Annotated in this window: 20 protein-coding genes, 2 pseudogenes and 2 riboswitches; of the genes and pseudogenes, 9 read left to right on the forward strand and 13 right to left on the reverse strand. The window is 67.9% G+C overall.

The features are described 5' to 3' along the window. Window positions 1–57: 57 nt before the first annotated feature. From AC58EF_RS10980 to AC58EF_RS10990, 3 genes are all read left to right on the forward strand, one after another. The gene (locus AC58EF_RS10980) at window positions 58–1,704 is read left to right on the forward strand and encodes a sensor histidine kinase (RefSeq protein ID WP_497276228.1); all 1,647 of its coding nucleotides are present in this window, start codon (window positions 58–60) and stop codon (window positions 1,702–1,704) included. Next, window positions 1,701–2,357: a response regulator gene (locus tag AC58EF_RS10985; protein ID WP_497276229.1), complete on the forward strand. Its 657-nt coding sequence runs from the start codon at window positions 1,701–1,703 to the stop codon at window positions 2,355–2,357. The genes AC58EF_RS10980 and AC58EF_RS10985 overlap by 4 nt, the downstream gene beginning before the upstream one ends. A 114-nt stretch (window positions 2,358–2,471) precedes the next feature. Continuing rightward, complete coding sequence (locus AC58EF_RS10990; protein ID WP_497276231.1) at window positions 2,472–3,419, forward strand: class I SAM-dependent methyltransferase; 948 nt, start codon at window positions 2,472–2,474, stop codon at window positions 3,417–3,419. A 29-nt stretch (window positions 3,420–3,448) separates the two neighbouring features. Here AC58EF_RS10990 and AC58EF_RS10995 read toward each other — a convergent pair whose 3' ends face one another. The 10 genes from AC58EF_RS10995 to AC58EF_RS11040 form a co-directional block, all read right to left on the reverse strand. Beyond that, the gene (locus AC58EF_RS10995) at window positions 3,449–4,402 is read right to left on the reverse strand and encodes a formylglycine-generating enzyme family protein (protein ID WP_497276232.1); all 954 of its coding nucleotides are present in this window, start codon (window positions 4,400–4,402) and stop codon (window positions 3,449–3,451) included. Window positions 4,403–4,537: 135 nt separating this feature from the next. After that, window positions 4,538–5,050: a bifunctional adenosylcobinamide kinase/adenosylcobinamide-phosphate guanylyltransferase gene (gene cobU, locus AC58EF_RS11000; RefSeq protein WP_497276234.1), complete on the reverse strand. Its 513-nt coding sequence runs from the start codon at window positions 5,048–5,050 to the stop codon at window positions 4,538–4,540. Window positions 5,051–5,072: 22 nt separating this feature from the next. Next, window positions 5,073–6,008, reverse strand: a complete 936-nt coding sequence (cbiB, locus tag AC58EF_RS11005) for an adenosylcobinamide-phosphate synthase CbiB (protein WP_497276235.1) — start codon at window positions 6,006–6,008, stop codon at window positions 5,073–5,075. Continuing rightward, entirely contained in the window at window positions 6,001–6,981 is a 981-nt protein-coding gene (locus AC58EF_RS11010; RefSeq protein ID WP_497276236.1) for a threonine-phosphate decarboxylase, read from the reverse strand. The genes cbiB and AC58EF_RS11010 overlap by 8 nt, the downstream gene beginning before the upstream one ends. After that, window positions 6,978–7,697 carry an adenosylcobinamide-GDP ribazoletransferase gene (locus tag AC58EF_RS11015; RefSeq protein ID WP_497276238.1) on the reverse strand — a complete coding sequence of 240 codons (720 nt, stop codon included), beginning with the start codon at window positions 7,695–7,697 and terminating at the stop codon, window positions 6,978–6,980. The genes AC58EF_RS11010 and AC58EF_RS11015 overlap by 4 nt, the downstream gene beginning before the upstream one ends. Then, complete coding sequence (locus tag AC58EF_RS11020; protein ID WP_497276239.1) at window positions 7,694–8,281, reverse strand: histidine phosphatase family protein; 588 nt, start codon at window positions 8,279–8,281, stop codon at window positions 7,694–7,696. Before AC58EF_RS11020 ends, AC58EF_RS11015 begins: the two co-directional genes overlap by 4 nt. Beyond that, entirely contained in the window at window positions 8,278–9,294 is a 1,017-nt protein-coding gene (gene cobT, locus AC58EF_RS11025) for a nicotinate-nucleotide--dimethylbenzimidazole phosphoribosyltransferase (protein ID WP_497276241.1), read from the reverse strand. Before cobT ends, AC58EF_RS11020 begins: the two co-directional genes overlap by 4 nt. Continuing rightward, on the reverse strand, window positions 9,291–9,698 hold the full coding sequence (locus AC58EF_RS11030) for a DUF1636 domain-containing protein (RefSeq protein WP_497276378.1): 408 nt from the start codon (window positions 9,696–9,698) through the stop codon (window positions 9,291–9,293). Before AC58EF_RS11030 ends, cobT begins: the two co-directional genes overlap by 4 nt. Window positions 9,699–9,865: 167 nt before the next feature. Then, a riboswitch (cobalamin riboswitch) is annotated at window positions 9,866–10,050 on the reverse strand. Beyond that, window positions 10,049–10,846 (reverse strand): ABC transporter ATP-binding protein, encoded by a 798-nt coding sequence (locus AC58EF_RS11035; RefSeq protein ID WP_497276242.1) that lies wholly within the window; start codon window positions 10,844–10,846, stop codon window positions 10,049–10,051. It overlaps the preceding riboswitch by 2 nt. Next, window positions 10,840–11,832 (reverse strand): FecCD family ABC transporter permease, encoded by a 993-nt coding sequence (locus tag AC58EF_RS11040; RefSeq protein ID WP_497276380.1) that lies wholly within the window; start codon window positions 11,830–11,832, stop codon window positions 10,840–10,842. The genes AC58EF_RS11035 and AC58EF_RS11040 overlap by 7 nt, the downstream gene beginning before the upstream one ends. A 53-nt stretch (window positions 11,833–11,885) precedes the next feature. Between AC58EF_RS11040 and AC58EF_RS11045 the strand changes: the two genes are divergently transcribed. Continuing rightward, the gene (locus AC58EF_RS11045) at window positions 11,886–12,755 is read left to right on the forward strand and encodes an ABC transporter substrate-binding protein (RefSeq protein WP_497276243.1); all 870 of its coding nucleotides are present in this window, start codon (window positions 11,886–11,888) and stop codon (window positions 12,753–12,755) included. 54 nt (window positions 12,756–12,809) lie between these two features. Here AC58EF_RS11045 and AC58EF_RS11050 read toward each other — a convergent pair whose 3' ends face one another. Beyond that, complete coding sequence (locus AC58EF_RS11050) at window positions 12,810–14,741, reverse strand: TonB-dependent receptor plug domain-containing protein (protein WP_497276244.1); 1,932 nt, start codon at window positions 14,739–14,741, stop codon at window positions 12,810–12,812. Window positions 14,742–14,928: 187 nt separating this feature from the next. After that, window positions 14,929–15,151, reverse strand: a riboswitch (cobalamin riboswitch). A 172-nt stretch (window positions 15,152–15,323) separates the two neighbouring features. Between AC58EF_RS11050 and AC58EF_RS11055 the strand changes: the two are divergent. After that, window positions 15,324–16,094 (forward strand): annotated as a pseudogene (locus AC58EF_RS11055) (TonB-dependent receptor); the annotation flags it as partial. Between the two features lie 110 nt (window positions 16,095–16,204). Next, window positions 16,205–17,437, forward strand: a pseudogene (locus AC58EF_RS11060) (TonB-dependent receptor); the annotation flags it as partial. Here AC58EF_RS11060 and AC58EF_RS11065 read toward each other — a convergent pair. Continuing rightward, complete coding sequence (locus AC58EF_RS11065) at window positions 17,427–18,266, reverse strand: shikimate 5-dehydrogenase (RefSeq protein WP_497276246.1); 840 nt, start codon at window positions 18,264–18,266, stop codon at window positions 17,427–17,429. The pseudogene AC58EF_RS11060 and the gene AC58EF_RS11065 overlap by 11 nt on opposite strands. Further along, window positions 18,263–19,267, reverse strand: coding sequence for a LacI family DNA-binding transcriptional regulator (locus tag AC58EF_RS11070; protein WP_497276247.1), 1,005 nt, complete (start codon window positions 19,265–19,267; stop codon window positions 18,263–18,265). Before AC58EF_RS11070 ends, AC58EF_RS11065 begins: the two co-directional genes overlap by 4 nt. 130 nt (window positions 19,268–19,397) lie before the next feature. Here AC58EF_RS11070 and ptsP point away from each other — a divergent pair, with 130 nt between their 5' ends. Genes ptsP through AC58EF_RS11085 form a run of 3 tightly spaced genes read left to right on the forward strand, consistent with a single transcriptional unit; the run spans window position 19,398 to window position 24,543 of the window. After that, window positions 19,398–21,899 (forward strand): phosphoenolpyruvate--protein phosphotransferase, encoded by a 2,502-nt coding sequence (ptsP, locus tag AC58EF_RS11075; protein ID WP_497276248.1) that lies wholly within the window; start codon window positions 19,398–19,400, stop codon window positions 21,897–21,899. Beyond that, window positions 21,899–22,846: a 1-phosphofructokinase family hexose kinase gene (locus AC58EF_RS11080; protein ID WP_497276249.1), complete on the forward strand. Its 948-nt coding sequence runs from the start codon at window positions 21,899–21,901 to the stop codon at window positions 22,844–22,846. The genes ptsP and AC58EF_RS11080 overlap by 1 nt, the downstream gene beginning before the upstream one ends. Continuing rightward, window positions 22,843–24,543, forward strand: coding sequence for a PTS fructose transporter subunit IIC (locus AC58EF_RS11085; RefSeq protein WP_497276250.1), 1,701 nt, complete (start codon window positions 22,843–22,845; stop codon window positions 24,541–24,543). Before AC58EF_RS11080 ends, AC58EF_RS11085 begins: the two co-directional genes overlap by 4 nt. Window positions 24,544–24,550 lie beyond the last annotated feature (7 nt).

Below are 24,550 nucleotides of genomic sequence, written 5' to 3' on the forward strand. Positions count from 1 at the left end.
GCCGGTCCGTCATGGGCTATTCCCGGCCGCCCGGTCCTCGTTTCGACCGCTGCGCCCATGAGCCGGGAGACGGCGCCCGCATTGTCCGCTGCGTTCCCGGCGCCGGGGCGCGACTGGCGAAGGCTGCTGGGCGGTTCAGGCCCGGAATTCAGGATCGGGCTGGGCCGGGTGATCGTGTCGTCCTTCGGCCTTGCCGCCGTCTATGTCGACCCGACCCAGCCCGAACGGTTCGTGACGACGGCCTATGGACTGCTGGCGAGCTATGTCGGCTTCGCTGTCCTGCTGCTGCTGTTGCACGGGAAGGTCGCGGCAAGCGTCGTCCTGCGCGTCGCATCGACGATCGTCGACATCCTGGTGGTCGGCATCCTCTCCTACATCACCGGAGAGCTTGAAAGCCCGTTCCTGATCTTCTTCATCTTCGTCATCATTTCCGCCGCCGTGCACTGGAATATCAAGGGCACGATCTGCGTCGCCGCCGCGCTTCAGGGTGTGCTGGTGATCGTGGCCATACCCGATTTGCAGGACGGCGAATCCGACGCCAATGTGCTGATCATCCGATCGGTCTTCTGCTGGGTTCTGGTTCTCCTGCTCGGCTATTTCATAGCCTACCGGAACCGCACCATTTCCAGGCTCGGCGAACTTGCGCAGTGGCCGCATGAATTCGTGCCGGACGTCGACCAGCCCTGGCTCGCCTTTTCGCTCCGGCACGCGGCGAAAGTGCTCAACGCGCACGCCATCGCCGTGCTGTGGCGCGACCCCGACGAGCCTGGTTCGCATATCGCGCTGTGGCGCGAGGGCCGGTTTCGCCTGATCGAGAAGGGCGAGCCGGGGACAATTGCGGAGCCGGCCGAAACCGGCATGGCGGATTGGCGAACCCAGGTGGAGGACCTCCAGCGGCTGGGCGCCCTGCCAAGTCTTTCGCCGGCGGAAATCGCCGCCGTCTATCATTCGGCGATTTCAACGATCCGGTATAGCGGCAGGCTGTTTCTCCTCTCGGAAGGGCCGCGCGACAATGACACGGCCGTCCTGACCCGGATCGTCGCGGCGCGCATTGCCATCGATCTGGAACAGCATTCCCTGGTGCGCGACTATGTCACCGCGGCGGAACTCAAGGAGCGGTCGAGGCTGGCGCGCGACCTGCACGATGGCGTCCTCCAGAGCCTGACCGCGGCCGTGCTGGAACTGCGCGAGCAGGAACGGGTCGTGCCCGCAGTCAGCCATCATGTGGCGCATATCCGCGCCGCGCTCGAACAGCAGCAGAAGCGTCTTCGCCGGCTGGTCGACGGCTCCTTCGCCAAGCAGCAGAGCGCCTGCTGCCTGGCCGACCAGATCGGCGTCTTCGTCGAGGCGCTGGAGCCGCAATGGGGCTGCGCGATCGCGGTGGAGATCGTCCCTGCCTATCTGGTGACGACGGCGCCGATCGCGACCGAACTCTGCCTGGCGCTGTCCGAAGCGACGGCGAATGCGGTCAAACATGGTCGTGCGACGCGCCTGGGCGTGAAGATCGTGGACCGGGGCGAACGGTTGACCCTGAGCATCGCGGACAATGGCAATGGGCATCTGGCGCCGGACCTGCCGGTTCCCGCTTCCCTGGCCGCCCGCGCGCGCGAACTGGGTGGCGACCTGGAAGTGAGGCGGGGGGATTTCGGGCTGATACTCCAGCTCTCGCTTCCCGCAACGCTGACGAAAGCGGCCCTGACATGAACGCTGCGTCGCTGGTGATATGCGATGATCACCCGCTTCTGGTCCGCGGGCTGGCCGACCTGATCGCCGGCAGCAACCATTTTCGGATCGTGGCGACCTGCGGCGACGGGCGGCATGGATTGTCCGCCATATGCGCCCTGCGGCCCGATCTGGCGGTGATCGATATCGCCATGCCCAAGATGAACGGGCTTGAACTGTTCGTCCAGGCGCGCGCCGCCGGCTGGGCCGGGCGCGGCGTGCTGCTGACGGCTGCGATTTCGGATCAGGAGACGGTGCACGCGGTCGCCGCCGGAATAAACGGCATCGTCCTCAAGGAAACGGCCGGCGCGACGCTGATCGACGCGCTGGAGGCCGTGCTGGCCGGTCAGCGATGGATGCCGCCCGACGTGTTGCAGGCTGCAGTGGGCCGCGTCCGCACCAGTCGGGACGGTTCGCCTCTGGCGGACCTGACGCCGCGCGAGCGGCAGGTGGCGCTGATGATCGCCGACGGGCGCAGCAATCGCGAGGCGGCCAGTGCCCTTGGCCTGTCGGAAGCAACGATCAAAACTTATGTCCGCACCATCTTCGAGAAGCTGGGCGCAGACAACCGGACCGCGGTGGCTTTGCTCGTCGCGCGCGCGGGCGCACGGAGCGAGCCGCATTTCAGGCGATGAAGCCCCGACCGCACCCATGCGGATTACTCCTGTCTGACTAGGCCCAAGGGTTGATCCGAAGGCGTCCCCGCTGCGCTAGTCTGGCCTCGTCCGCTAACAGGTGAGGCACAGACGATGATCGAGAATCTCGAACGGCTTGAGCTGTTGCTCCGATGTCCCGCGACGGGCAAGCCGCTGGTCCGCACCGACGCCGGCTATGAGACTGACGGCGACGCGCCGGTCATATATCCGGTTCTGGATGGAAAGCCGGTCCTCGTCGATTTTTCCCGTTCGGTCCTGTCGCCGGACGTCCTGCGCGCCTCCGCCGCCGGCAGCCCGATCGAACGTCCGAAAATCCGATCCGGCCGGAGCCTTTTCAAGCGGATGCTGTCGCCGGAAAAGAAGAGCACGCGCGACAATATCGCAAAGCTGATGGAAAGCCTTCCGCCGCAGCGCAGTTCGTCGGTCCTGGTGATCGGCGGCGGCACGATCGGCCAGGGAACCGACGCGCTCTATGACTGTCCGATGGCGCGGGTCATCGCGCTGGACATCTACCAGACCGCCAATACCCAATTGATCGCCGACGCCCATCACATTCCCTTGTGCGACGAGGCCGTAGACGCGGTGGTGATCCAGGCGGTGCTGGAGCATGTCATCGATCCGCAAGGGGTGGTGGACGAGATCTGGCGCGTGCTGCGGCCGGGCGGGATCGTCTATGCCGAAACCCCGTTCCTGCAGCATGTGCATGAAGGCGCCTATGACTTCATGCGCTTCACCGAGAGCGGTCATCGCTATCTCTTCCGCAAATTCTCGCTGATCGGTTCTGGGGTCAGCGGCGGTCCGGGGACGCAGCTGCTCTGGTCCATCGACTATTTCTTCAAGAGCCTGTTCCGGTCACGCCGCATCGGCAAGATGTTCAAGATGGCCTTTGTCTGGCTGCCATGGTTCGATGCCCTCATCCGGTCGGACTATGCGTCCGACGCCGCGAGCGGCACATTCTTCCTGGGGCGGAAATGCAACCGGACCATCTCGCCGCGCGATATCGTCCAATTCTATCGCGGCGCGCAGGTGGCCGGTCGCTGACGGGGCTGCGCCGGATTCGCAGGGCATCCTCATTTGCGGCCGCGACGGATGCAGCGAAAGCCGATATGGCTGGTGGCGCTGTCGATCGCCTGGGGATGGCGCGCCGCTGGGCGGTAGCGCTGGCAATAATTGGCCGCGCATAGATGCGATCCGCCCTTCAGGACCTTGCGGGGGATGGCGACGTGGGGCATCGCCGGGTCGAGGCTTTCCCGCTTCGTGCCGCCGCGCGGATTGGCGGGGACGCAGCAGCTGCCCTTCGCCTTGCGCTCCACCCGCGGCTGGGCGAACCAGTCCACCGTCCATTCCCAGACATTGCCGATCATGTCATACAGGCCATGGCCGTTGGCGGGATAGGTGCGCACCGGCGAAGTGCGTTCATAGCCGTCCTCCAGCGTATTGCCGTAGGGGAAGGCGCCCTGCCAGTAATTGGCCAGCATTTGCCCGTCCGGCGCCAGCGCGTCGCCCCAGCTATAATCCGCGCCGTCCAGCCCGCCGCGCGCGGCATATTCCCATTCGGCTTCGGTCGGCAGCGCCTTGCCGGCCCAGCGCGCATAAGCCTCTGCATCCTCAAACGCGACATGCACGACCGGATGGTCGGGCAGATCATGGGCATGGCTGTCCGGCCCATGGGGATGCCGCCAGTCGGTGCCGAAGCTGAAGCTCCACCACTGGCTATAATCGCCAAGGTCGACCGGGCCGGCGGTGCGCTGGAACAGCAGCGATCCCGCCCGCGCCATGGCCGGGTCCATGCCGGGATAATCCTTCGGATCGGGCGCGATCTCCGCAAGGGTGCGATAGCCGGTCGCCGCCACGAAGCGCGCATATTCGCGGTTGGTCACGGGCGTCTCGTCGATCCAGAAGCCGTCGACCTGCACCCGGCGCACCGGCGCTTCCTCGGGATAGAAGCGGTCAGACCCCATCAGGAAGGCGCCCCCTTCGACGAAGCGCATATCCTGCGTCTGCGCGACCTCCGCCTCAGCCATGACGGGTCTTGGGGGACGGGGGGAGGAGACGATAGGGCGTTTCGGGCATGATGAGACTCTGTTTCGGACATCCAGGCGAGCAGGACGATCTAGAGCCGGTGTCCATGATCCTGCAAGCCGGTCGTTCGATGCAGGTCATTTCAATCGGAGCGGGAGGCCTGCGGTGATCAGCATAACCTCATCGGCGATCGCGGCGACCGACTGGTTCAGGCGCCCCGCTTCGTCGCGAAAGCGCCGGGCGAGCGCATTGTCGGGCACGATGCCGAGGCCGACCTCGTTCGCGACGAGGATGAGATGGCCTTCGAATCCGGTGATGGACTGGATCAACTGAGCGCCCGCCGCCGCGATATCGGCATCGGTCAGCAGGAGATTGGAGAGCCAGAGCGTCAGGCAGTCGACCAGCAGGATATGGACGGGGGCGCTGAGCGACCGGATGGTCGCGGGCAAGTCGATCGGGGCATCGACCGTTCGCCAGCGATGATCGCGGTCGGCCTGGTGGCGGGCGATGCGGTCGTGCATTTCGTCGTCATAGGCTTCGGCAGTGGCGACGAAGATGGCGCTGCCATCCACCGATTCCGCACGGCTTTGCGCATAGCGGCTCTTGCCCGATCGGGCGCCGCCGAGGACGAAGAGGCTATGTCCGGTCATCAGGGGCCTTTCGGGGCGGGGATCAGAACAGCCATGCCGCCGCCGCGATCATCCATAGCAGCAGACAGGCGCGGCGATAGACGGCGAGGGCGCGACGAATGTCATAGGCATGGGCATCGCGTCCCTCGCCGCCGATCCAGGGCTTGGGGTGCGGGACGGCATCATAGCTGACCGGCCCGGCGAGCCGCACGCCCAGCGCGCCGGCCATGGCGGCTTCGGGCCAGCCCGCATTGGGCGAAGCATGGTTGCGCGCATTGCGCCACAGGATGCGCCAGCCGCGCCCGCCCGCCAGGCAAAGCAGCAGGCCCGACAGGCGCGCGGGGGCGAGATTGAGCAGATCGTCCGTTCGCGCCGCCGCCCAGCCAAAGGCGCGCCAGCGTTCCTCGCGATGGCCGATCAGGCTGTCGGCGGTGTTGATCGCCTTATAGACCCAGATGCCGGGCAGGCCGAGCAGCAGCAGCCAGACGAAAGGGGCCGTCACCCCGTCGCAATAGCTTTCGGCCAGGCTTTCGATGGCGGCGCGGGCGATGGCGCTTTCGTCGAGCGAGTGCGTGTCCCGGCCGACGATGGCGCCGACGGCGATTCGGGCCGCTGGCAGATCGCCCGCCTCCAATGCCAGCGCGACGGGCTGGACATGGTCGAAGAGGCTGCGCTGCGCCAGAGCGGGCCAGGCGAGCAGGGACAGGATGATCCAGCCGGGGCCGCCGAGACTCCGCAGCAGCAGCGACTGCAACAGCGAGCAGAAGCCGCCGACGACGATGAGAAGGATCAGGACCGTCATCACGCCCCATGCCCGCCGCAGGAAGAACCGCGTCTCCGGCCCGTTCCACCGCCTCTCGCATCCTTCGATCAGACGGGCGAACAGGCCGACCGGATGGCCGATGCGCCGGTAGAGAGATTGGGGCCAGCCAAGGGTGGCATCCAGCGCCAGCGCCGCAAGGGCGACCGGATCAGCCATGGCCGAGGGCCTGCTCCAGACGGAGCAATGTGGCGCGATCGGCCGGAAGGCCGATTCGCAGCCAGCGCGGCTGTTCGGCGAAGGGGCGGGTCAGGATGGCCCCACGGGCGAGCCGCTCGAACAGCGTCGGCGCTTCGCCCGTTTCGATCAGGCGAAAGAGAGGGCAATGCCCGATCGGGCGATGGCCCGCTTGCTCCAGCACCGCGTCCAGGCTGGCGGCGTCGGTGCGCAGGCGGCTGCGGGTCTGCGCGATCCAATGGCGGTCCTGATAGGCGGCCGTGCCGATCGCGATCGCGGCGGCGGAGAGCGGCCAGGCCCCAAGCCGATCGCGCAGCGCAGCCAGAAGCGCCGACGGACCGAGGACGAAACCCAGCCGCACACCGGCCAGGCCGAAAAATTTGCCGAAGGAACGGAAGATCAGCAGCCGCCGGTCGTCGTCCACCAGCGGCGCGAGGCTGATTGCCGGGTCGGTATCGGCAAAGGCTTCGTCGAGCAGCAGCCAGCCCTTTTCCCGGCGTGCCTCCAACAGATGCAGCAGTTCGCCCCGGTCGAGGACATGCCCGTCCGGATTGTTCGGGTTGGCGAGGATCAGGCTTCCTTCGGATCGGGCGGCGTCGCACCATGTGGTGGCGGCCGATCCGGCGATCATTTCGCCATGGGTCCGGTAGCTGGGGCTGACATGGCTGGCCGCTCCGTCGATCAGCCGCCCGGTCAGCCGAAGGCCGATCTCGGTGCCGGGGACGGCGCAGACATGGCGGGCGTCGACACCGAAATAGACAGATGCCGCCGCTTCCAGCCGGCGCAATGTTTCGGGTTCGGGCAGGCGTTGCCAGTCGATCGCCACCGCGTCCGCACCGGGCCAGGGATGGGGATTGATGCCGGTGGAGAGGTCGGCCCATGGCTGGGCATCCGTGCCGAAATGGGCCTTTGCAGCCTCCAGCGAGCCGCCATGAAAGGTCCAGGGACGGGTCATGCCAGCCGGTTCCAGAGCAGGGCGGCCAGCAGCAGCAGGCTTTCCGTCACTTCTGTGCCCGCGCCATGGCCATCGCCCGAAATCCCGCCGATGCGGCGACGCAGCCACCAGGCCCAGAGCAGCCACGCCGCGGGCGCGATCCAGAGCGACGGCGAGAGGAAGGTCGCGCCGACCAGCAGAGCGGTCCAGAGGATCAGGTCATATGGGCAGACGGCGTGCCGAAAGAGGGCGCCCAGCCCTTCATGCAGCGGAGGCAGATAGCGGGTCCAGAACAGCGTGCCGATTCGCGCGGCGAGGGGAATGAGGGCGATCGCGACATAGGCCTGGGCCTCGATCAGCAGGCGCAGCAGGACCAGCTTGCAGAGGAGCTGGGTCACGATCGCGACGATGGCGAAGCTGCCGACATGGGGATCGGCAAGCACCGCGACCAGTCGTTCGCGATCCTTGTGCGCCGCGCCCGCCGCATCGGCAATGTCGCCCAGTCCGTCGAGATGGAGCGCGCCCGTTACCGCCACCCAGCAGATGAGCGCAGCGAGCGCCCCCGCCCAGGGATCGATCTGCGCGCCGATCCAGCCGGTGGCGGCGACCATCGTGCCGACGATCAGGCCGACCGCCGGAAACCAGCGGATGGAGGCGGCAAATTCGGTGTTGGTCACGTCGACGCGCGGCATCGGCAGACGGGTGAGGAACTGGATGGCGATGATCAACCCCTTCATGCCGGTCCCTCGCACGGACGAAGCGCCCTGATCTGGGCCGTCCATGGCTCGCCGGGCCAGATATGGAGCGAGAGGAGCGCGCCATAGGGCAGGTCGAACGCCCAAAGCTGTTGATGGGCCATGCGGCACAGGCGGTGCAGGGCGGCGCGGATCGCCCCGCCATGGGTCACGATCACTGTGGGGGCGGGGGGCAGGTCCGTTAGCGCGGACGCGATCCGGTCGACCAGCGCGGACCAGCATTCGCCCTGCGGTGGCGGGTGCCGGTCGGGATCGGCCCAGAAGCGCGCGAGCGGTTCGGGATCGATCGCGCTGGCGGGCTGGCCGTCCCAGACGCCGAAGTCGAGTTCGCGCCAGCGCGGGTCGATCTGCGGCGTCAATCCATGCGAGTCGCCGATGGCTGCGGCGGCGCGCTGGCAGCGTTGCAGGTCGGACGAGACGATCCGGTCGATGGCGAGATCGGCGACCTGTCTGACGCAGGCGGCGATCCCCTCCGCCGTGGGCGGGGCGTCGGTGCGGCCGAGCATGAGGCCGGGCTGCTCCGGCGCGCCATGACGCAGGAAATGAAGGGCGAAGCCGTCGCTCACAGCGAACCGGACACCGCCGCTTCGGCGAAGGTCGCCATCCGGTCATGGGCGGCCAGCGCCGCACGGACGATGTTGGCGGCGACCGCAGCGCCGCTCCCTTCGCCAAGCCGCATGTCGAGTGACAGCAAAGGCGTCAATTCCAGCCGTTCGAGCAGGCGCGCATGGCCCGGCTCCAGCGAGCAATGGCCCGCCAGGCAATGGCCGGTGATGGCCGGATTGTCGATGGCGAGCGGGGCGATGGCGGAGGAGCAGATGAAGCCGTCGAGCAGCACCGGGATCGACAATTGGCGCGCGCGCAGGATCGCGCCGGCAATCGCCGCAATCTCGCGCCCGCCGACCCGGCGCAATGTTTCGAAGGCGGAGCGGGGCGCATCGCCATGATGGGCGAGCGCGCGGTCGATGAGCTGCCCCTTGCGCCGGACGCCTTCGCCGTCGATCCCCGTGCCGGGGCCGACCCAATATTGGGCCTCCGTCCCATAGCTGCGGGCGCAGAGTGCAGCGGCCGCCGTCGAATTGCCGATGCCCATTTCGCCGAGGATCAGGAGGTCGAGCCGCTCATCCACCGTCGCCGCGCCTGCGTTGAGTGCTGCCAGACAGTCCTCCACGCTCATGGCTGGCTCGGTGGTGAAGTCGGCGGTCGGCCGGTCCAGATTCAGCGCGACGACCTTGAGTTCCAGTCCCGCGACTCCCGACAGGGCGTTGATCGCGGCGCCGCCGGCCTCGAAATTCGCGACCATCTGCGCCGTGACGCTGGCGGGATAGGCGCTGACGCCATGGACGGTGACGCCATGGTTGCCGGCGAAGACGGCCGCGCGCGCCCGGTCGATGCCCGGCCGATCGCGCCTCTGCCAGCCGGCGAAGAAGATCGCTATCTCTTCGAGGCGTCCGAGCGACCCCGGCGGCTTGGTCAATTGCTCCTGACGCGCGCGGGCGGCGGCGGCGGCTTCCGGGTCCGGGCCGCGCAGGTCGGACAGGGCGGCTTCGAAGGCGGCGGCGGAGGCGAAGCTGGTCATTCGGCGACAAATCCCGGTGGCGGCGTGCGCGTGATGAAATGGCCTTTGACACCTTGCGGCCATTGCGAAAAGGGGACGCGGCCATGGTCGCTTTCGACATAATGGACGGCATAGTCCAATATGGCGCGGGCGGCCTCCTCATCCGGCGCGAACCGGCCCAGCACATAGCCGACCTTGTCCGGCGCGCGCAGGTGGACGGTGCAGAAATCCTGACAGGCGAAAAGGCAGGGCATTTCCTGCACCACGACGCGATCATAGCGGGGATCGCTGGCCTTTACGCGCTTCAGGGCGGACACCAGCCGGGCGCCGCCGCGAACGCCGTCGGGGTCTTCCCGCGCATCCTTGCTATGGCGGCAGCTGTTGCAGGCGACGATCGCCGGTCCCGGATCGACCCGCTTCAGCATCGGATATCTCGGCAAAGACATTTCGGCACGGCAATCCCATCGACATAGCCGTGCGATGGAGCCGGTGCGATCGCGATATATTGCGCGCGACACCGGCCGCGCATCGCGCGGTTTTCCCTGTCGTCGCGCGGGTTCACCCCCGTCCGCCCGGCTCACCCTGTCCGCGCGAAAGACGACTGCGACAGGCAGGTCTCCTGGCTTGCGGGTCAACGCCGGTCAGCCGCCTTCTCGGGACGTTCATCCCAATGGCATAGGGCCGATGGCTCGCCGCATACAGTTGCAGGGGCAGCCGGGTTTGTCCCGTTCCCATCTTCGTCCCCGTCGCCGAGGAACCTGTCGCGATGCGGGCGTTACATCGATTTCGATGCCCCGGTCAACGGGCTGCGCCCCAGCGGCGTGACGGTGGGCCAGACGCCGTCCAGATCGACCCGCGCCTCTATGCCGTAGACGGCGCGGAGATGGTCGGGGGTGAGCACCTCCGCCGGGCCGCCATCGGCGACCAGGCGGCCCCGGTCGATCAGCAGGAGCCGGTCGCAATAGCGCGCGGCCATGGTGAGGTCGTGGAGCACGGCGATCACCAGCGCCCCGTCCTGCGCCTGCGCCCGCAGCAGGTCCATGACGTCGATCTGGTGGCCGGGGTCGAGGCTGGCCAGCGGTTCGTCGGCGATCAGGGCGGGGGCTTCGACCGCCAGCGCCCTGGCCAGCAGCACGCGCGCCCGCTCGCCGCCGGACAGTTCGGTCGCGATCCGCTGGCGCAGGTCCAGCACGTCGGCGCGCGCCATCGCCCGCTCGATCGCCGCCGCATCCTCGCCACGGATGCGCGACATGGGGCCGAGATGGGGCAAGCGACCGAGGCCGACGAGCCGTTCCACCGTCAGCGGCCAATGGAGCGTCTGGCCCTGCGGCAGATAGGCGACCCGCCGCGCAAGTGCGTCGCGGCGCAGGGCGGCGACGTCCTGGCCGTCGATCAGGACATGGCCTTTCACCGGGACAAGGCCGAGCATCGCCCGTGCGAGCGTCGACTTGCCCGCGCCGTTGGGGCCGACGATCCCGACCAGGGCGCCGGCTCCGAAGCGCGCGCTGATTCCGTTCAGGACGGATCGTCGTCCAAGGGTGACGCGGATCGCGTCCAGTTCCAGCATCACCATAGCCGCCGCTCGCGCATCAGATGGAGGAGGAAGATCGGGATGCCGAGGAAAGCCGTGACCACGCCCAGCTTCAGTTCGTTCATGATGTTGATCAGCCGCACCGCTATATCGGCGAAGGTCAGCAGCGCGGCGCCGCCCAGCGCGGCGGGCAGCAGGATCGCCGAGGGGCTGCGATCGGTCAGTGGGCGCAACAGGTGCGGCACGATCAGGCCGATGAAGCCGATCGCGCCCGACACCGCCACCGCGCCGCCCACGCCGATCGCCGTGCCGAGCAGCAGGCGAAAGCGCGTGCGGCGCAGGTCCACGCCCAGCGCCTGCGCGCCATCCTCGCCCAGCGTCAGCGCATCGAGCGCGCGGCCATCCCACAACAGCAGCACCATGCCGGTGACGATACAGGGCAGCGCGATCCAGAGATGGTCGAAGGAGCGGTTTTCCAGACTGCCCATCAGCCAGGTCATGATCTCCATCGCGGCGAAGGGATTGGGCGAGAGGTTGAGCGCCAGGGCGATGCCCGCCTGCGCCAGCGTCGCCACTGCGATCCCGGCAAGGATCAGCGTCAGCGAACTTTCCGACCGTCCAGCGAGGAAGAAAAGGAGCAGCAGCGACAGGCAGGCGCCGCCGATCGACAGGAGCGGCAGCATCACCGGATGAAGCTCGGCCAGACCGAAATAGAGCGCGCCTACCGCGCCCAGCGCCGCCGCGCTCGACGTTCCCAGCACCGACGGTTCGGCCAGCGGATTGCGCAGATAGCCCTGCATCGCCGCGCCCGCCAGGCCCAGCATCGCGCCGACGGCGAGGCCTATGAGCGTGCGCGGCAGGCGCAGGTCGAACAGGATGATGTCCGTCACCCTGTCGCCATGGCCCCAAAGCGCGGCCCAGATGTGGGGCAGGGGGATGTCGACCGCCCCTAGCAGCAGCGATCCGATCGCCGCCGCTGCCGTGAGGACGGTCAGGCCCGAAAGGAGCAGGATGCGCTTTTGCGTCATCTCCATCATCTTAGCCATTTGCCGCACATGCGCCGGCGATTATGGGGAGAACCATGTTGCGCAAGGCCTTTCTTCTTTCCCCCTGCTTGTGCCTGCTCGTGGCGGGTGGATCGGTGCTCCGGGCCGGGGCGCCGGTCGCCGCACCAGTTACTGGGCCGGCTCGCCCGCCGCAGCGTATCGTGTCGCTGAACCTCTGCGCCGACCAGCTTGTCCTTGCGCTGGCCGACCGCAGCCAGATCGCCGGGCTGACCCGCAACGCAAGGGATGCGGAGATGTCGGCCGAGGCGGCGCGAGCGCGAGGCCTGCCGCTGCTCCGCAATTCGGCCGAGCAGATATTGGCGATCGGGCCGGACCTGGTCGCCGGCCTGCCGGCCTGGCGCAGCGCCATGCCGGGGGGATTGAACCGGCGCGGCTACCGGACGCTCGACCTTAAGAGCGCGGACAGTCTGGCGGATATCTACGCCTCGATCCGGGCGACCGCCGTTGCGGTCGGCCATGCCGATCGGGGCGAGGCCATGGTCGCGCGGATGAAAAGGGAACTGGCGGGGCTTCCCCGGCCGGGGCGGGGCCGCGTTGCCGCCTATTATCAGCGGCGGGGATATATGACCGGCACGGGCACGCTGATCGACGATCTGATGCGGCATATGGGGCTGGTGAACCTTGCCGCGAAGCTCGGCAAGCCGCCGCTGGCGCAGGTCAGCCTGGAGGAGATGGTGGCGGCGCGCCCCGACTTCCTGATCGTGGAAAGCGCCACCGACCGCGCGACCGATCAGGGCAGCGAGATGCTGCACCATCCCGCGCTGCGCGACATTCCCCGCATCAGCATCCCGCAAGCCTGGACCGTGTGCGGGACGCAGGCCTATGCCCTTGCCGCGCGCAGCATGGCCGGACAGATTATGCAATGGGATAGGGCGCATCGCTGACATTCATTCTTAACGAGACGACGCGCTGCCGGGTGCCGCGCGTCGCCCGACAGGTCAGAAGCTCAGGCGGACGCCGCCATAGGCGGCGCGCCCGGCGGTGGCGAAGCTGAACACTTCCTCATAGTCTTCGTCGGCAAGATTCTCGACCCGGCCGAACAGCGCGACGTTCCGCGCCAGCTTATAGTCGAGGCTGAGGTTCACCAGCACATATTCCCGCATCGATACGGTGACGGGGGCATAGCTGGGGTCGGTATAGGCCGTGTCGGTCGCGCGGCCATTGTAGCGGATGGTGAGGGTGCCGGAGAGCCGCTGGTCGGCGCTGCTGACCGTGGTGTTGAAGCTGGCGACATGCCTGGGCCGACGGATTTCGCGCACGCCATCCTCCCTGGCGTTGAGCCATGTATAGGCAAGGTCGAAACGCAGTTGGGGCAAGGGCTGGGCGCTCACGAACGCCTCGATCCCATGCTGCTTGCTCTTCGTGTCGCGATTGGCGGGTGTGGCGATGAAATCGGGGGCGGGGTAGCTGGTATAGATTTCATCCTTCAGCGTGGAATCGAACCAGGTCGCGCCGATCGTCGCCCAGCCGCCGACGCTCTGTTCAAGCCCGACTTCCCAGCCTTCGGATTTTTCCGGCTTCAGGTTCGCGTTGCCGATATAGGTGCCGTCCATATAGCCGTAGAGTTCATAATAGCCGGGATTCTTGACGCCCGTGCCATAGGCGGCGCGGATGCGCGTGCCGGTCGGCAGCGCATAGCTGCCCTGAACGCGCCAGGTGGTGGTATCTTCGAAGCGGTTATTATCGTCGTAACGCACCGACCCGCCCAGCGAGAGGGGGCCGGCGGTCAGTTCATATTGGCCAACCAGGCCCAGATTGTCGGTATGACGCTTGCCCTGGAAGACAAAATCGGATGGCGTCGTGTTTTGGAAACTTTCCCGCTCCACATCGACCGCGCCGGTGATGCGGTGCGTCACCGCCTCCGTGCCCAGCGTCAGGCTGGAGGTGAGGGAGCCTTTGTAGCGGCGGCCCTTGTCGCCATAGTCGAAGCCGAAGGCGTTATACCCCTTGCGGGTGGTGTCGGCGAACTGGCCCGACAAGGTGCTGATCCAGCGCCCGTCCAGCCCCGTGACCTGCGCGGACAGCAGGCCATAGAGCGCTTCGTTGCGATAGCGCACGCCGGGGCTGTCGACGGTATAGCCGAAAAGCGGGCTGGCCGGATCGAACTCGCTATTGTTGGTGTCCGCCCTGGTCAGACTGTAGCGCAGCACGCCGGTCAGCTTGAGGGCGTCGGTCGGCGTCCAGTTGAGCTTGGTGCTGGCGCCCAGGCTTTGCGAGCCGATGTCCCGGCTGCCGCCGCGCGCGGTCGGATAGCCGTCCGTGTCATAATAGGAGGCGGACAGCGCATAGTCGAAGGCGTCGCTCGCGCCCGCGATCCGCGCCGCGCCGCTGACCGTGCCGAAGGAGCCGCCCTCCGCCCGCGCGCTGATACCCGGCGCTTCCCGGCCCGACAGGGTGATATAGTTGATCACGCCCCCGATCGCGTCGGAACCGTAGAGCGAGGATTGCTGGCCGCGCAATATCTCGATCCGGGCGGCGGGATCGGCGATCAGCGTGCCGAAATCATATTCGCCATAATAGGGGTCGGCCGCCTCTATGCCGTCGATCAGCACCAGCACATGATTGGCTTCGCTGCCGCGCAGGCGGATTTGCGTCTGACCGCCGACCCCGCCGATGCGGCTGACGGCGATGCCCGGCACGTCGCGCAGCACGTCGGACACGACGCGGGTTTGCCGCGCCTCCAGCGTGGCGGCGTCGATCACGGTGACGGACGCGCCGAGCTGGCTGGCCCTGACGCCCTCGCCGGAACGGGACGCGGTGACGATGATCTCGTCGCCCGGCGGCGTGCCCGGCTCGCCATCGGGCGTTTGCGCCAGTGCGGGCGTCGCCGCCGCCATGGCAATCAGGGAAATGGTCGTAACGAACTTCATGGAAGGCCCCCTTCCGAACACCGGCAACGAAGGCGGGGCCTGCCGATGCGCCTATCGCGATCGACCGGCGCAGGGCTGGCGAGCCGGCGTCATTGCGCTCGACCAGCCTGCGCCGAAGCGGCCCGCGCCGCTTGGTCGTCGCTCGACGGACATCCTTCCGTGCCCCGGCCTTTCCCTGGACCTGGGACATGAGCGACCCACGCCGGCTGGTCTCCTGGCTCGCGGGTCGTCGCTTGATGCACACCTTCCCAGGTTTCCCCAGTGGCTGTCCCGGATCGGCCCGGAACCCGTGCATCGCGCTCGCCGCTTACAGTTGCAGGGACAGCCCTGGATTTGCCGGCTTTCTGGAAAGCCGCCTCACCCTGTTCCCATTCAAGCCCCTTGCGGGGCACCGGCGCGATCATGCGGGACGCATCTGCGCCCCACATGATCGCCCTTAGCGCAGCTTGCGATTTTCGCAATCGGCTTTCGCTTTTGCTGTGGGAAGCGGGGCTATCGACCCAGGGCCCGAAGACGTGCGCAGCCCCTTTTCCTTTGCAAAGACGGTGAAAAACCACAAAGGGGGCAAGTCGAGGGGGCACCATGAAGAAACATTGTCTGTCCATCCTGTTGCTGATTGTGCCCACCGTCGCCCGGGCCGAAGCGCCGGGCGACGCGCCATCCATCGTCGTGACGGGCGCGGGGCTGGACCTGCCGCCTGGCACGCCGGCCTATGGATCGGTGGTGATCGACCGGCAGCGGTTGATGGACAGCGCGTCGGGGCGGATCGAGAGCGTGCTGGGCGATGTCGCCGGATTCCAGCAGTTCCGTCGGTCCGACAGCCGATCCTCCAACCCGTCCAATCAGGGCGCCACGCTGCGCGCGCTGGGCGGCAATGCGTCGAGCCGGACGCTGATGCTGCTCGACGGCGTGCCGATCGCCGATCCCTTTTTCGGCTATATCCCCTTCAGCGCGCTGGCGCCCGAACGCCTTTCGGTCGTGCGCGTGACCCGGGGCGGGGGCATCGGCGTTTTCGGGGCGGGGGCGGTCGCCGGCACGATCGAGATGGCGAGCGCAACCCGCGACCAGTTGCCCGATTTCGCCGCCAGCGCCTTTTACGGCAGCCGCGATTCGACCGAATTGTCCGCCACCGTGACGCCGGACCTGGGCAGCGGCTATGTCTCGCTGTCGGGACGCTGGGACCGGGGCGATGGTTTCCAGACCACGCCCCGGTCCCAGCGCAACGCCGCGACCGCCCCTGCCGCTTATGATGGCTGGTCGACCAATTTGCGCGCGGTCGCGCCGATCGGCGCCACGTCCGAACTGCAATTCCGCGCGACCCTGTTCGAGGATAACCGCACGCTGCGCTTTGCCGGCGCCGACAGCNGTCGACCAATTTGCGCGCGGTCGCGCCGATCGGCGCCACGTCCGAACTGCAATTCCGCGCGACCCTGTTCGAGGATAACCGCACGCTGCGCTTTGCCGGCGCCGACAGCATGAGCCAGGGGCAGGATGCCAGCATCCGCTATATCTCCCGCGGGCCATGGCAGGTCGATGCGCTGGCCTATATCCAGGCGCGCAATTTCTCCAACATCGTCATCTCCTCCTCCAGCTTCCGCAAGTCGCTGGACCAGCGCAACACGCCTTCCACGGGGCTGGGCGGCAAGATCGAATTGCGGCCGCCGGTTGGCGGCAGCCATGTGCTGCGCATCGGCGCCGACTCGCGCTTTGCGACCGGCGATATGTATGAGGATGGCTATAACGCCAATGTCGCCGCCAATCCGCGCACCTTCCTGCGCCATGCCGGTGGCGACCAGCGGACGACCGGCCTGTTCGTCGAGGATGACTGGAGCATCGGTAAACTGGTGCTGACAGGGGGCGCGCGGGTGGATCGCTGGACAATCCGCAACGGTTTCTTCCATGAGGTCAGCGCGACGACCGGCGCGGCGACGGGGAGTGATTTTGCCGACCGGTCCGACTGGGAAGTGTCGGGACGGGTGGGTGCGCTTTACAGGGCCGGCGATGCGGTGGCGCTACGGGCGGCGGCCTATAGCGGTTTCCGCCTGCCGACGCTCAACGAGCTGTACCGGCCCTTCATCGTCTTCCCGATCAGGACGGAAGCCAATGCGGCGCTGACGCCCGAGAAGCTGAAGGGCGCGGAGGCCGGGATCGACCTGACCCCAGCCGAAGGTGTCAGCCTCTCCGCGACCGCCTTCTACAATCGGCTGGACGATGCCATCGCCAATGTGACGATCGCGACCAATATCCGGCAGCGGCAGAATGTGGATCGCGTCGTCGCCAAGGGCGTGGAACTGACGGCGACGGCAGCGCTGGGCGATGTCCGCCTGTCGGCTTCCTATGCCTATAGCCATAGCAGGGTCCATGCGCCGGGCGCGGCCTTCGACGGCTTCACCCCGGCGCAAAGCCCGCGTCATGCCGCCAGCGCGACGCTGGCCTGGGCGCCGCGGCAGGGGCCGTCGCTGTCGGCGACCATGCGCTATGTCGCGGATCAATATGAGGACGATCTGCAAAGCGACGTGTTGCCCGACGCGCTGACGGTGGACGCGATCGCGCGCCTGCCGGTCGGCCATGGCCTGAGCCTGGTCGCGCGCGGCGAAAATCTGTTCGACGAGGAGGTCCTCACCCGTAATGCCGGCGGATCGATCGACCTCGGCACGCCGCGCACGCTCTGGATCGGCGTCAGCTTCAGCCGGTGATCCTGTCCGCCACATCCGGGCCGTGAGCATGGCGCGCCGCTGCGCGGATATCCTCCATCTCCGGGCGGATGCCGGTGTAGAGGACAAATTGTTCGAGCGCCTGGAGGACGATGACCTCACCACCCGAAATAATGTCTTTCCCGGCGGCCCTTGCCGCGCGGACGAAAGGCGTTTCCACCGGCTGGGCGACGACATCGAACGCGATGGCGCAGGCGGCAATATGCGCCGGCGGGAAGGCGAGGGCGTCGCCATCCTGTCCCTCCATCCCCAAGGGGGTGACGTTGATCAGGAGGGGCGCGCTTTCGCCCGGCAGGTCGGCGCGCCACCCATAGCCATATTGCTCCGCAATCGCGCGTCCGGCCGGTTCGTTGCGCGCGATGATCACGCCTTCGGTAAAGCCCGCATCCCGTAGCGCGGCCGCCACGGCCTTCGCCATGCCGCCGCTGCCGCGAAGCAGGAACGGCGCAGGCTTTTCAATCCGTCGTTCCAGAAGCTGGCGCACCGCGACATAGTCGGTATTGTATCCGGTCAGTCGGCCATCGTCGTTGACGATCGTATTGACGCTGTCGATCGCGCGCGCAGAGGCTTCAAGCGCATCGATCAGCGGGATCACGGCTTCCTTGAACGGCATGGATATGGCGCAGCCGCGAATATCCAGCGCGCGTATGCCGCCGATGGCGGCAGCCAGATCCTGCGTGCTGAAGCTCTTATAGACATAGTCCAGCCCTAATATTTCATAGAGGCGGTTGTGAAAGCGCGAGCCGGCGTTACCGGGTCGGCCCGACAAGGACATGCAGAGCCTGGTATCCCGGCCGATGGGTGGTTTCATCTCTTCATTTCCTCGACTTGTGAAATCCTGGCAGTGGAGCCGCGGGCGACGAGACGTCCGGTCAGAACCACCTTGCGCGCGGCCGCGTCCGGATGGTCGAGCCGGTCGAGCAGCATGGCCATGGCGGTGCGGCCGATCTCCTCGACCGGCTGTTCGATGACGCTGAGCCCGTCGGCGGCGAACTCCATCCAGGCGTCATTGTCGAATCCGGCGAGGGCCACGTCCCGTGGGACGGACAGGCCCAGCGCATGGGTCGCCCGCAGCACCGACATCAGCATCACGCCGTTGCTCGCGACGATCGCCTCCGGCCGGTCCGGTTCGTCGAGCAGGGCGGCAACCAGCCGTTCCGCTTCGCCGTCGCCATGGGGGACCGACAGGGACCGGGTCGCCATGCCCAGGCCTTGGGCGGCCTTTTCGAAGCCGGCCCGCCGTTCCGCGCCGGTGGTGCTGGCCGCGCCGAACAATCCGGCGACCGTCTTGAACCCCTGCGCATGGAGATGGGCGACCAGCGCTCCCGCCATCGCTTCATTGTCGAGCACGACGCAGTCGGAGGTGGTCGTTGCCACGCGATCGATCAGGATGATGGGATGATCGGCCTTCGCGCGCGCGACCCGTTCGGCGCCCTGCCGGGTCGGGGCCAGGATGACGCCCGTCACCCGTTCTTCCTGCATCAGTTGCAGATACATGGCTTCCTTGGCGGGGTCCTCGTTCGTGTTGCAGAGGATGACCCGCAGGCCGCGTTCATAGGCGATGTCCTCGACCGTGCGCGATACCGCCGTGAAGAAGGGGTTGCGGATGTCCGCGACGATCAGGCCGATGGTGTTGCTGTGGCGCGAGCGGAGGCGCCGGGCGGCGAGATTGGGGCGGTAGCCGGTCGTCTTCACCGCAGCGAGCACGCGGTCGCGCATCGTCGCATCGACCGCCCGGCCCGACAGCACGCGGGAGACGGTGGCGGGCGATACCGCCGCGACTCGCGCTACATCCTTGATTCCGACGGCCATTGGAAAATCGTTTTCCTTATCCTCTCACGCTTCAGTACGGAATATGGCCGATTTTCGGGCTGAATTGCAAGTCGCTTGACAGAATCATGAGAAAACGTTTTCCTGAAAACAGAGAGGAAGCTGAAGAGCCATGATCGCCGAACCCCTGAACGCGCTTCGCCACGAAGATTTGATCCGCATCGACGCGCAGGCGTCCGACAAGGAGGCCGCGATCCTCCAGGCGGGCCAGATATTGGTCGCCGCCGGCTGCGTCGCGCCCGGCTATGAACAGAGCATGGTCCGGCGGGAGGCGGTGGCGAACACCTATCTGGGGTCGGGCGTCGCCATTCCGCACGGCCTGGGCGAGGATAAGGGGCTGGTGCGGCGTGACGGCATCGTCGTCCTGCAACTGCGCGAGGGGATCGAGTGGAACCCCGGTCAGCGCGCCCATCTGGTGGTCGGCATCGCCGCCAGTTCTGACAGTCATATCGCGATCCTGCGCCGCCTGACCCGCCTGATTCAGGATGAAGGGCGGCTGACGGCGCTGTTGGCCACGGACGATGCTGGGGAGATCGCGGCGGCGCTGCATCAGGACATCGCGTCCGGCAAAGCGCGGCCCGCCGCGGAGGATCTGGCCGAAAGCATCGAATGGACGGTGGACTATCCGGCGGGTCTGCACGCCCGCCCGGCATCGGCCTGGGGCGAAGCGGCCAAGGCCGGGGCCAGCCTGCTGCGCGTCCGCCATGGCGACGACATGGCCGATCCGCGCAGCCTCGTTTCACTGCTGCAACTGGGGCTGAAGGCGGGCGACCGCATCACCATTTCCGCCGGCGCCCGGCCCGCGCTCGACCAGTTCATGCGCGCCGTCACCGGCCTGACCGCCCGCGAAAAGGCGGATGCCGCCCGCGCCGCCGAAAAGGCGAAGGCTCCGGTGCGCGGATGGAAGCCGACCGGCCATCCCGCCATGATCGCTGGTGTCGCCGCCAGCCCCGGCCTGGCCATCGGGCCGGTCCATGTGCTGGCCGCGGCCGAACTGGAGGTGCCGGATCAGCCGGTCGATCTGGTCGCCGACGGCGCGCTGCTGAACGACGCGCTGGTCCGCACAAAGGCGCAGATGAAGGCGCTGGTCGACGACACCACCCGGCGGCTGGGCGCGGGGGATGCCGCGATCTTCGCGGCGCAGGCCGGGCTGCTGGACGATACCGACCTCATCACCCTGACCTGCCAGCTGATGGTGGAGGGGCATGGCGTCGCCTGGTCCTGGCATCAGGCGATCGACCGTATGGCGGGACAGCTTTCCGCGCTGGGCAATCCGGTGCTGGCTGCACGCGCCGCCGACTTGCACGATGTCGGCCGGCGCGTGCTAGCCCAGATCGATCCGGGCCTGAGCGTCGGCACTTTGACCGACCTGCCGGAGCAGCCCTGCGTCCTGGTCGCGGCGGACCTGTCGCCATCGGATACGGCGACGCTGGACACCGGCCGGGTGGCCGGCATCGCCACGGCGCTGGGCGGCCCGACATCGCACAGCGCGATCCTGGCCCGCACGCTGGGGTTGCCGTCGGTGGTGGCGGGCGGGGCCGATCTGTTGGCGCAGGCGGCCGGGACCACCGCCATCGTCGATGGCGACAGCGGCCGCATCTGGCTCGACCCTTCGGCGGAGGATATCGCCTCCGCCCGTGCGTGGATCGAGGAGATTGCCGCCAGGCGCGCCGCCGAGGAGGCCGAACGCGCCCTGCCCGCGCGCACCCGCGACGGTCATGAACTGGCCATCGGCGCCAATGTGAACCGGCCCGATCAGGTCGCCTTCGCCCTGGCGCAGGGCGGAGAAGGGGTGGGCCTGATGCGCACCGAGTTCCTGTTTCTGGAACGCGGCGACAGCCCCGGCGAGGATGAGCAATGCGCCATCTATCGCGCCATGATCGACGCGCTGGGCGACCGGCCGCTGATCGTCCGCGCGCTCGACATCGGCGGGGACAAGCAGGTGCCGCATCTCGATCTGCCCAAGGAGGAAAATCCGTTTCTGGGCGTGCGCGGCGCGCGGCTGCTGCTGCGCCGCCCCGACCTGCTGGAGCCGCAATTGCGCGCCCTTTATCGTGCGGCGAAGGGCGGCGGCGACCTGTCGATCATGTTTCCGATGATCACCTCCGCGTCCGAACTCGTCGCGCTGCGCGAACGCTGCGAGGCGATCCGCGTGGAACTGGACGCGCCCATGGTCCCCATCGGCATCATGATCGAGGTGCCCGCCGCCGCCGTCCAGGCCCATAAGCTGGCCGCCCATGCCGACTTCTTTTCGATCGGCACCAACGACCTCACCCAATATGCGCTGGCCATCGACCGCCAGAACCCGGAACTGGCGAGCGAGGCCGACAGCCTGCATCCGGCCGTGCTGCGGCTGATCGCCATGACCGTCGAGGGCGCGCGCAGGCATGATCGCTGGGTGGGCGTGTGCGGGGGCATAGCGGGCGATCCCTTCGGCGCGGCGTTGCTGACGGGGCTTGGCGTGCAGGAACTGTCCATGACGCCGCGCGACATTCCCGCCGTGAAGGCGCGCATCCGCGCAAGCAGCCTAGCCGATCTTCAGGCGCTTGCCGACCGCGCCCTTGATGCAACGAGCGCTGCCGACGTGCGGGCGCTCGACGGGGAGGACGCATGATGGCCATCCTGACCCTGACGCTCAACCCCGCCATCGACCAGACGGTGATGCTCGACCGCCTCATCCCCGGCGACGTCCACCGCGCCCGCACGGTGCGGCAGGATGCCGGCGGCAAGGGGATCAACGCCGCCAGTTGCCTGGCCGACTGGGGACTGCCGGTGACGGTGATGGGGTTACTGGGGACCGAAAATGCCGCGCCCTTCGACGTGCTGTTCGCCGCCAAGCCGATCATCGACCGCTGCCAGCGCCATCCGGGCGGCACGCGCGTCAATCTGAAGCTGGTGGATGCCCAAGGCACGACCGACATCAACATGGACGGCGCGCCCGCGACCCAGGCGAGCATCGATGAGCTGACCGCGACGCTCGATGCGGCAGCCCGGCCCGGCGACCTCATCATCCTGTCGGGCAGTCTGCCGCCGGGATGCCCGCCCGATATCTATGCCCGCCTCACCGCCATGCTGCGGACAAAGGGGGCCATTGTGCTGCTCGACAGCAGCGGCGCGGCGCTGCGCCATGCGCTGGATGGCGCCGTCCTGCCGAACATAGTGAAGCCCAATCTCCATGAACTGGAGGAATGGCATGGCGCCCCGCTCGACCGGCCGCAGCAGATTGCCGAGGTCGCAGCATCGTTGCTGGCGCGGGGAGTCGAGCTGATCGCCGTCTCCATGGGCGCGCAGGGCGGGCTGTTCATGACCCGCGAAGAGTCGGTGCGCGCGCGTCTGGCGGTCGAGCGCGTCGACAGCACGGTGGGCGCGGGCGACGCCATGGTGGCGGGACTGGCCGCGGCCTTTGCCGAAGGGGCGGGGCTGGAGCGCGTCGCGCGCCTGTCGACCGCCTTCGCCGTCGGCAAGCTGGGCCGCGCCGGCCCGCATCTGCCGACAAGGGACAGAATTGAGGCTCTCGCCGACCATGTCGTGACCGAGGCCCTTATGGGAGAGAAGCAATGAGCAGGATTTTCGCGGTCGTGGAGGCCGGCGAGTCCGGCGTCGCCGGCGTCCTTGCCGGGGAGGCGCTGCGCAAGGCCGCGCGCGCCGAGGGACGGGCCATCGAAATCGAGCTGCGCACTGCGCAGGGCGTCGTCAATCCGCTGCCGGCGGACGCCGAGGGCGACCTGCTTCTCATCGCCCCGGAAGGGGCCGACCCTGCGCCCGACGCCCGCCCGCATCGCCGCCTGACGCTGGAGGCGGTGCTGGCCGACCCCGCCGCCGCGCTGGCCGGAGGAGCGCAAGAAGGTGCGCCGTCGGCAACGCCGCGCATCGTCGCCATCACCTCCTGCCCCACCGGCATCGCTCATACCTTCATGGCGGCGGAGGGGCTGACTGAAGGCGCGCGCCAGCTTGGCTACAGCATTCGCGTCGAGACGCAGGGTTCGGTCGGCGCGGGCAATCCGCTGACGGCGGAGGAAATCGCTGCCGCCGACATCGTGCTGATCGCCGCCGACCGCGAGGTCGATCGCAGCCGCTTTGCGGGCAAGCGCCTATTCGCGGGCAATACCAAGCCTGCCATCACCGGCGGCGCGCGGCTGATCGAGCGGGCGCTGGCGGAAGCGACCGTGCAGGGCGGCGGCGGGGCGGAGGCGCAGCAGGCCGGTCCGGCCGCCGGGGCATCGGGCGCGAAACGCGCCGGTCCCTACAAGCATCTGATGACCGGCGTGTCCTTCATGCTGCCCTTCGTGGTGGCGGGCGGCCTGCTGATCGCGCTGGCCTTCGCGTTGGGCGGCATTCATGCGAATGATCCCGCCGCGGCGGGCACGCTGGCGCACGCCCTGTTCGAGATCGGCGCCAAGGGCGGCTTCGTGCTGATGGTGCCGGCGCTGGCGGGCTATATCGCCTATTCCGTCGCCGATCGTCCCGGCATCGCGCCGGGCATGATCGGCGGCCTGCTCGCCGCCAATCTGGGGGCGGGCTTTCTGGGCGGCATCGTCGCCGGCTTCATTGCGGGCTATGGCGTCGACTGGCTCAACCGGCTGATCCGCCTGCCCAAGAATTTGCAGGGCCTGAAGCCCGTGCTGATCCTGCCGCTGCTGGGGACGCTGCTGACCGGGCTGCTGATGATCTATGCGGTGGGCGGGCCGGTCGCGGCGGCGCTGACCTTCCTCACCGACTGGCTGCGCACTATGCAGGGATCGAGCGCGCTGGTGCTGGGACTCATCCTCGGCGCGATGTCGGCGTTCGACATGGGCGGGCCGGTCAACAAGGCGGGCTATGCCTTTTCCGTCGGCCTGATTTCCAGCCAGGTCTACACGCCCATGGCCGCGACCATGGCGGCAGGCATGACGCCGCCGCTGGCCGTCGCGCTCGCCACGCGCCTGTTCCGCAACCGTTTCTCGCATGAAGAGCGCGAAGCCGGGGCGGCCGCCGCCGTGCTGGGGCTGGCGTTCATCACCGAAGGCGCGATCCCCTTCGCCGCGCGCGATCCGCTGCGGGTCATTCCGGCATTGATGGCCGGGTCCGCCGTGGCCGGCGCCATATCCATGGCGATGGGCGTGGAGTTGAAGGTGCCGCATGGCGGCTTGTTCGTCCTGCCGATCCCCGGCGCCGTCTCCCATGTCGGGGTCTATGCGCTGGCGATCCTTGCCGGGACGCTGGCGAGCGCGCTGCTCGTGGGGCTGTTGAAGCGTCCCGCAACCAAGGCATCGGCCTGACGCCTGG

The organism is Sphingobium sp. WR1, assembly GCF_059693745.1.

Excerpts from the sequence above, each read along its gene's own strand:
- AC58EF_RS10980 (WP_497276228.1), top strand. The coding sequence starts at position 58 with ATGAGCCGGGAGACGGCGCCCGCATTGTCCGCTGCGTTCCCGGCGCCG.
- AC58EF_RS10985 (WP_497276229.1), top strand. The coding sequence starts at position 1,701 with ATGAACGCTGCGTCGCTGGTGATATGCGATGATCACCCGCTTCTGGTC.
- AC58EF_RS10990 (WP_497276231.1), top strand. The coding sequence starts at position 2,472 with ATGATCGAGAATCTCGAACGGCTTGAGCTGTTGCTCCGATGTCCCGCG.
- AC58EF_RS10995 (WP_497276232.1), bottom strand. The coding sequence starts at position 4,402 with ATGGCTGAGGCGGAGGTCGCGCAGACGCAGGATATGCGCTTCGTCGAA.
- cobU (WP_497276234.1), bottom strand. The coding sequence starts at position 5,050 with ATGACCGGACATAGCCTCTTCGTCCTCGGCGGCGCCCGATCGGGCAAG.
- cbiB (WP_497276235.1), bottom strand. The coding sequence starts at position 6,008 with ATGGCTGATCCGGTCGCCCTTGCGGCGCTGGCGCTGGATGCCACCCTT.
- AC58EF_RS11010 (WP_497276236.1), bottom strand. The coding sequence starts at position 6,981 with ATGACCCGTCCCTGGACCTTTCATGGCGGCTCGCTGGAGGCTGCAAAG.
- AC58EF_RS11015 (WP_497276238.1), bottom strand. The coding sequence starts at position 7,697 with ATGAAGGGGTTGATCATCGCCATCCAGTTCCTCACCCGTCTGCCGATG.
- cobT (WP_497276241.1), bottom strand. The coding sequence starts at position 9,294 with ATGACCAGCTTCGCCTCCGCCGCCGCCTTCGAAGCCGCCCTGTCCGAC.
- AC58EF_RS11030 (WP_497276378.1), bottom strand. The coding sequence starts at position 9,698 with ATGCTGAAGCGGGTCGATCCGGGACCGGCGATCGTCGCCTGCAACAGC.
- AC58EF_RS11035 (WP_497276242.1), bottom strand. The coding sequence starts at position 10,846 with ATGGTGATGCTGGAACTGGACGCGATCCGCGTCACCCTTGGACGACGA.
- AC58EF_RS11040 (WP_497276380.1), bottom strand. The coding sequence starts at position 11,832 with ATGACGCAAAAGCGCATCCTGCTCCTTTCGGGCCTGACCGTCCTCACG.
- AC58EF_RS11045 (WP_497276243.1), top strand. The coding sequence starts at position 11,886 with ATGTTGCGCAAGGCCTTTCTTCTTTCCCCCTGCTTGTGCCTGCTCGTG.
- AC58EF_RS11050 (WP_497276244.1), bottom strand. The coding sequence starts at position 14,741 with ATGAAGTTCGTTACGACCATTTCCCTGATTGCCATGGCGGCGGCGACG.
- AC58EF_RS11065 (WP_497276246.1), bottom strand. The coding sequence starts at position 18,266 with ATGAAACCACCCATCGGCCGGGATACCAGGCTCTGCATGTCCTTGTCG.
- AC58EF_RS11070 (WP_497276247.1), bottom strand. The coding sequence starts at position 19,267 with ATGGCCGTCGGAATCAAGGATGTAGCGCGAGTCGCGGCGGTATCGCCC.
- ptsP (WP_497276248.1), top strand. The coding sequence starts at position 19,398 with ATGATCGCCGAACCCCTGAACGCGCTTCGCCACGAAGATTTGATCCGC.
- AC58EF_RS11080 (WP_497276249.1), top strand. The coding sequence starts at position 21,899 with ATGGCCATCCTGACCCTGACGCTCAACCCCGCCATCGACCAGACGGTG.
- AC58EF_RS11085 (WP_497276250.1), top strand. The coding sequence starts at position 22,843 with ATGAGCAGGATTTTCGCGGTCGTGGAGGCCGGCGAGTCCGGCGTCGCC.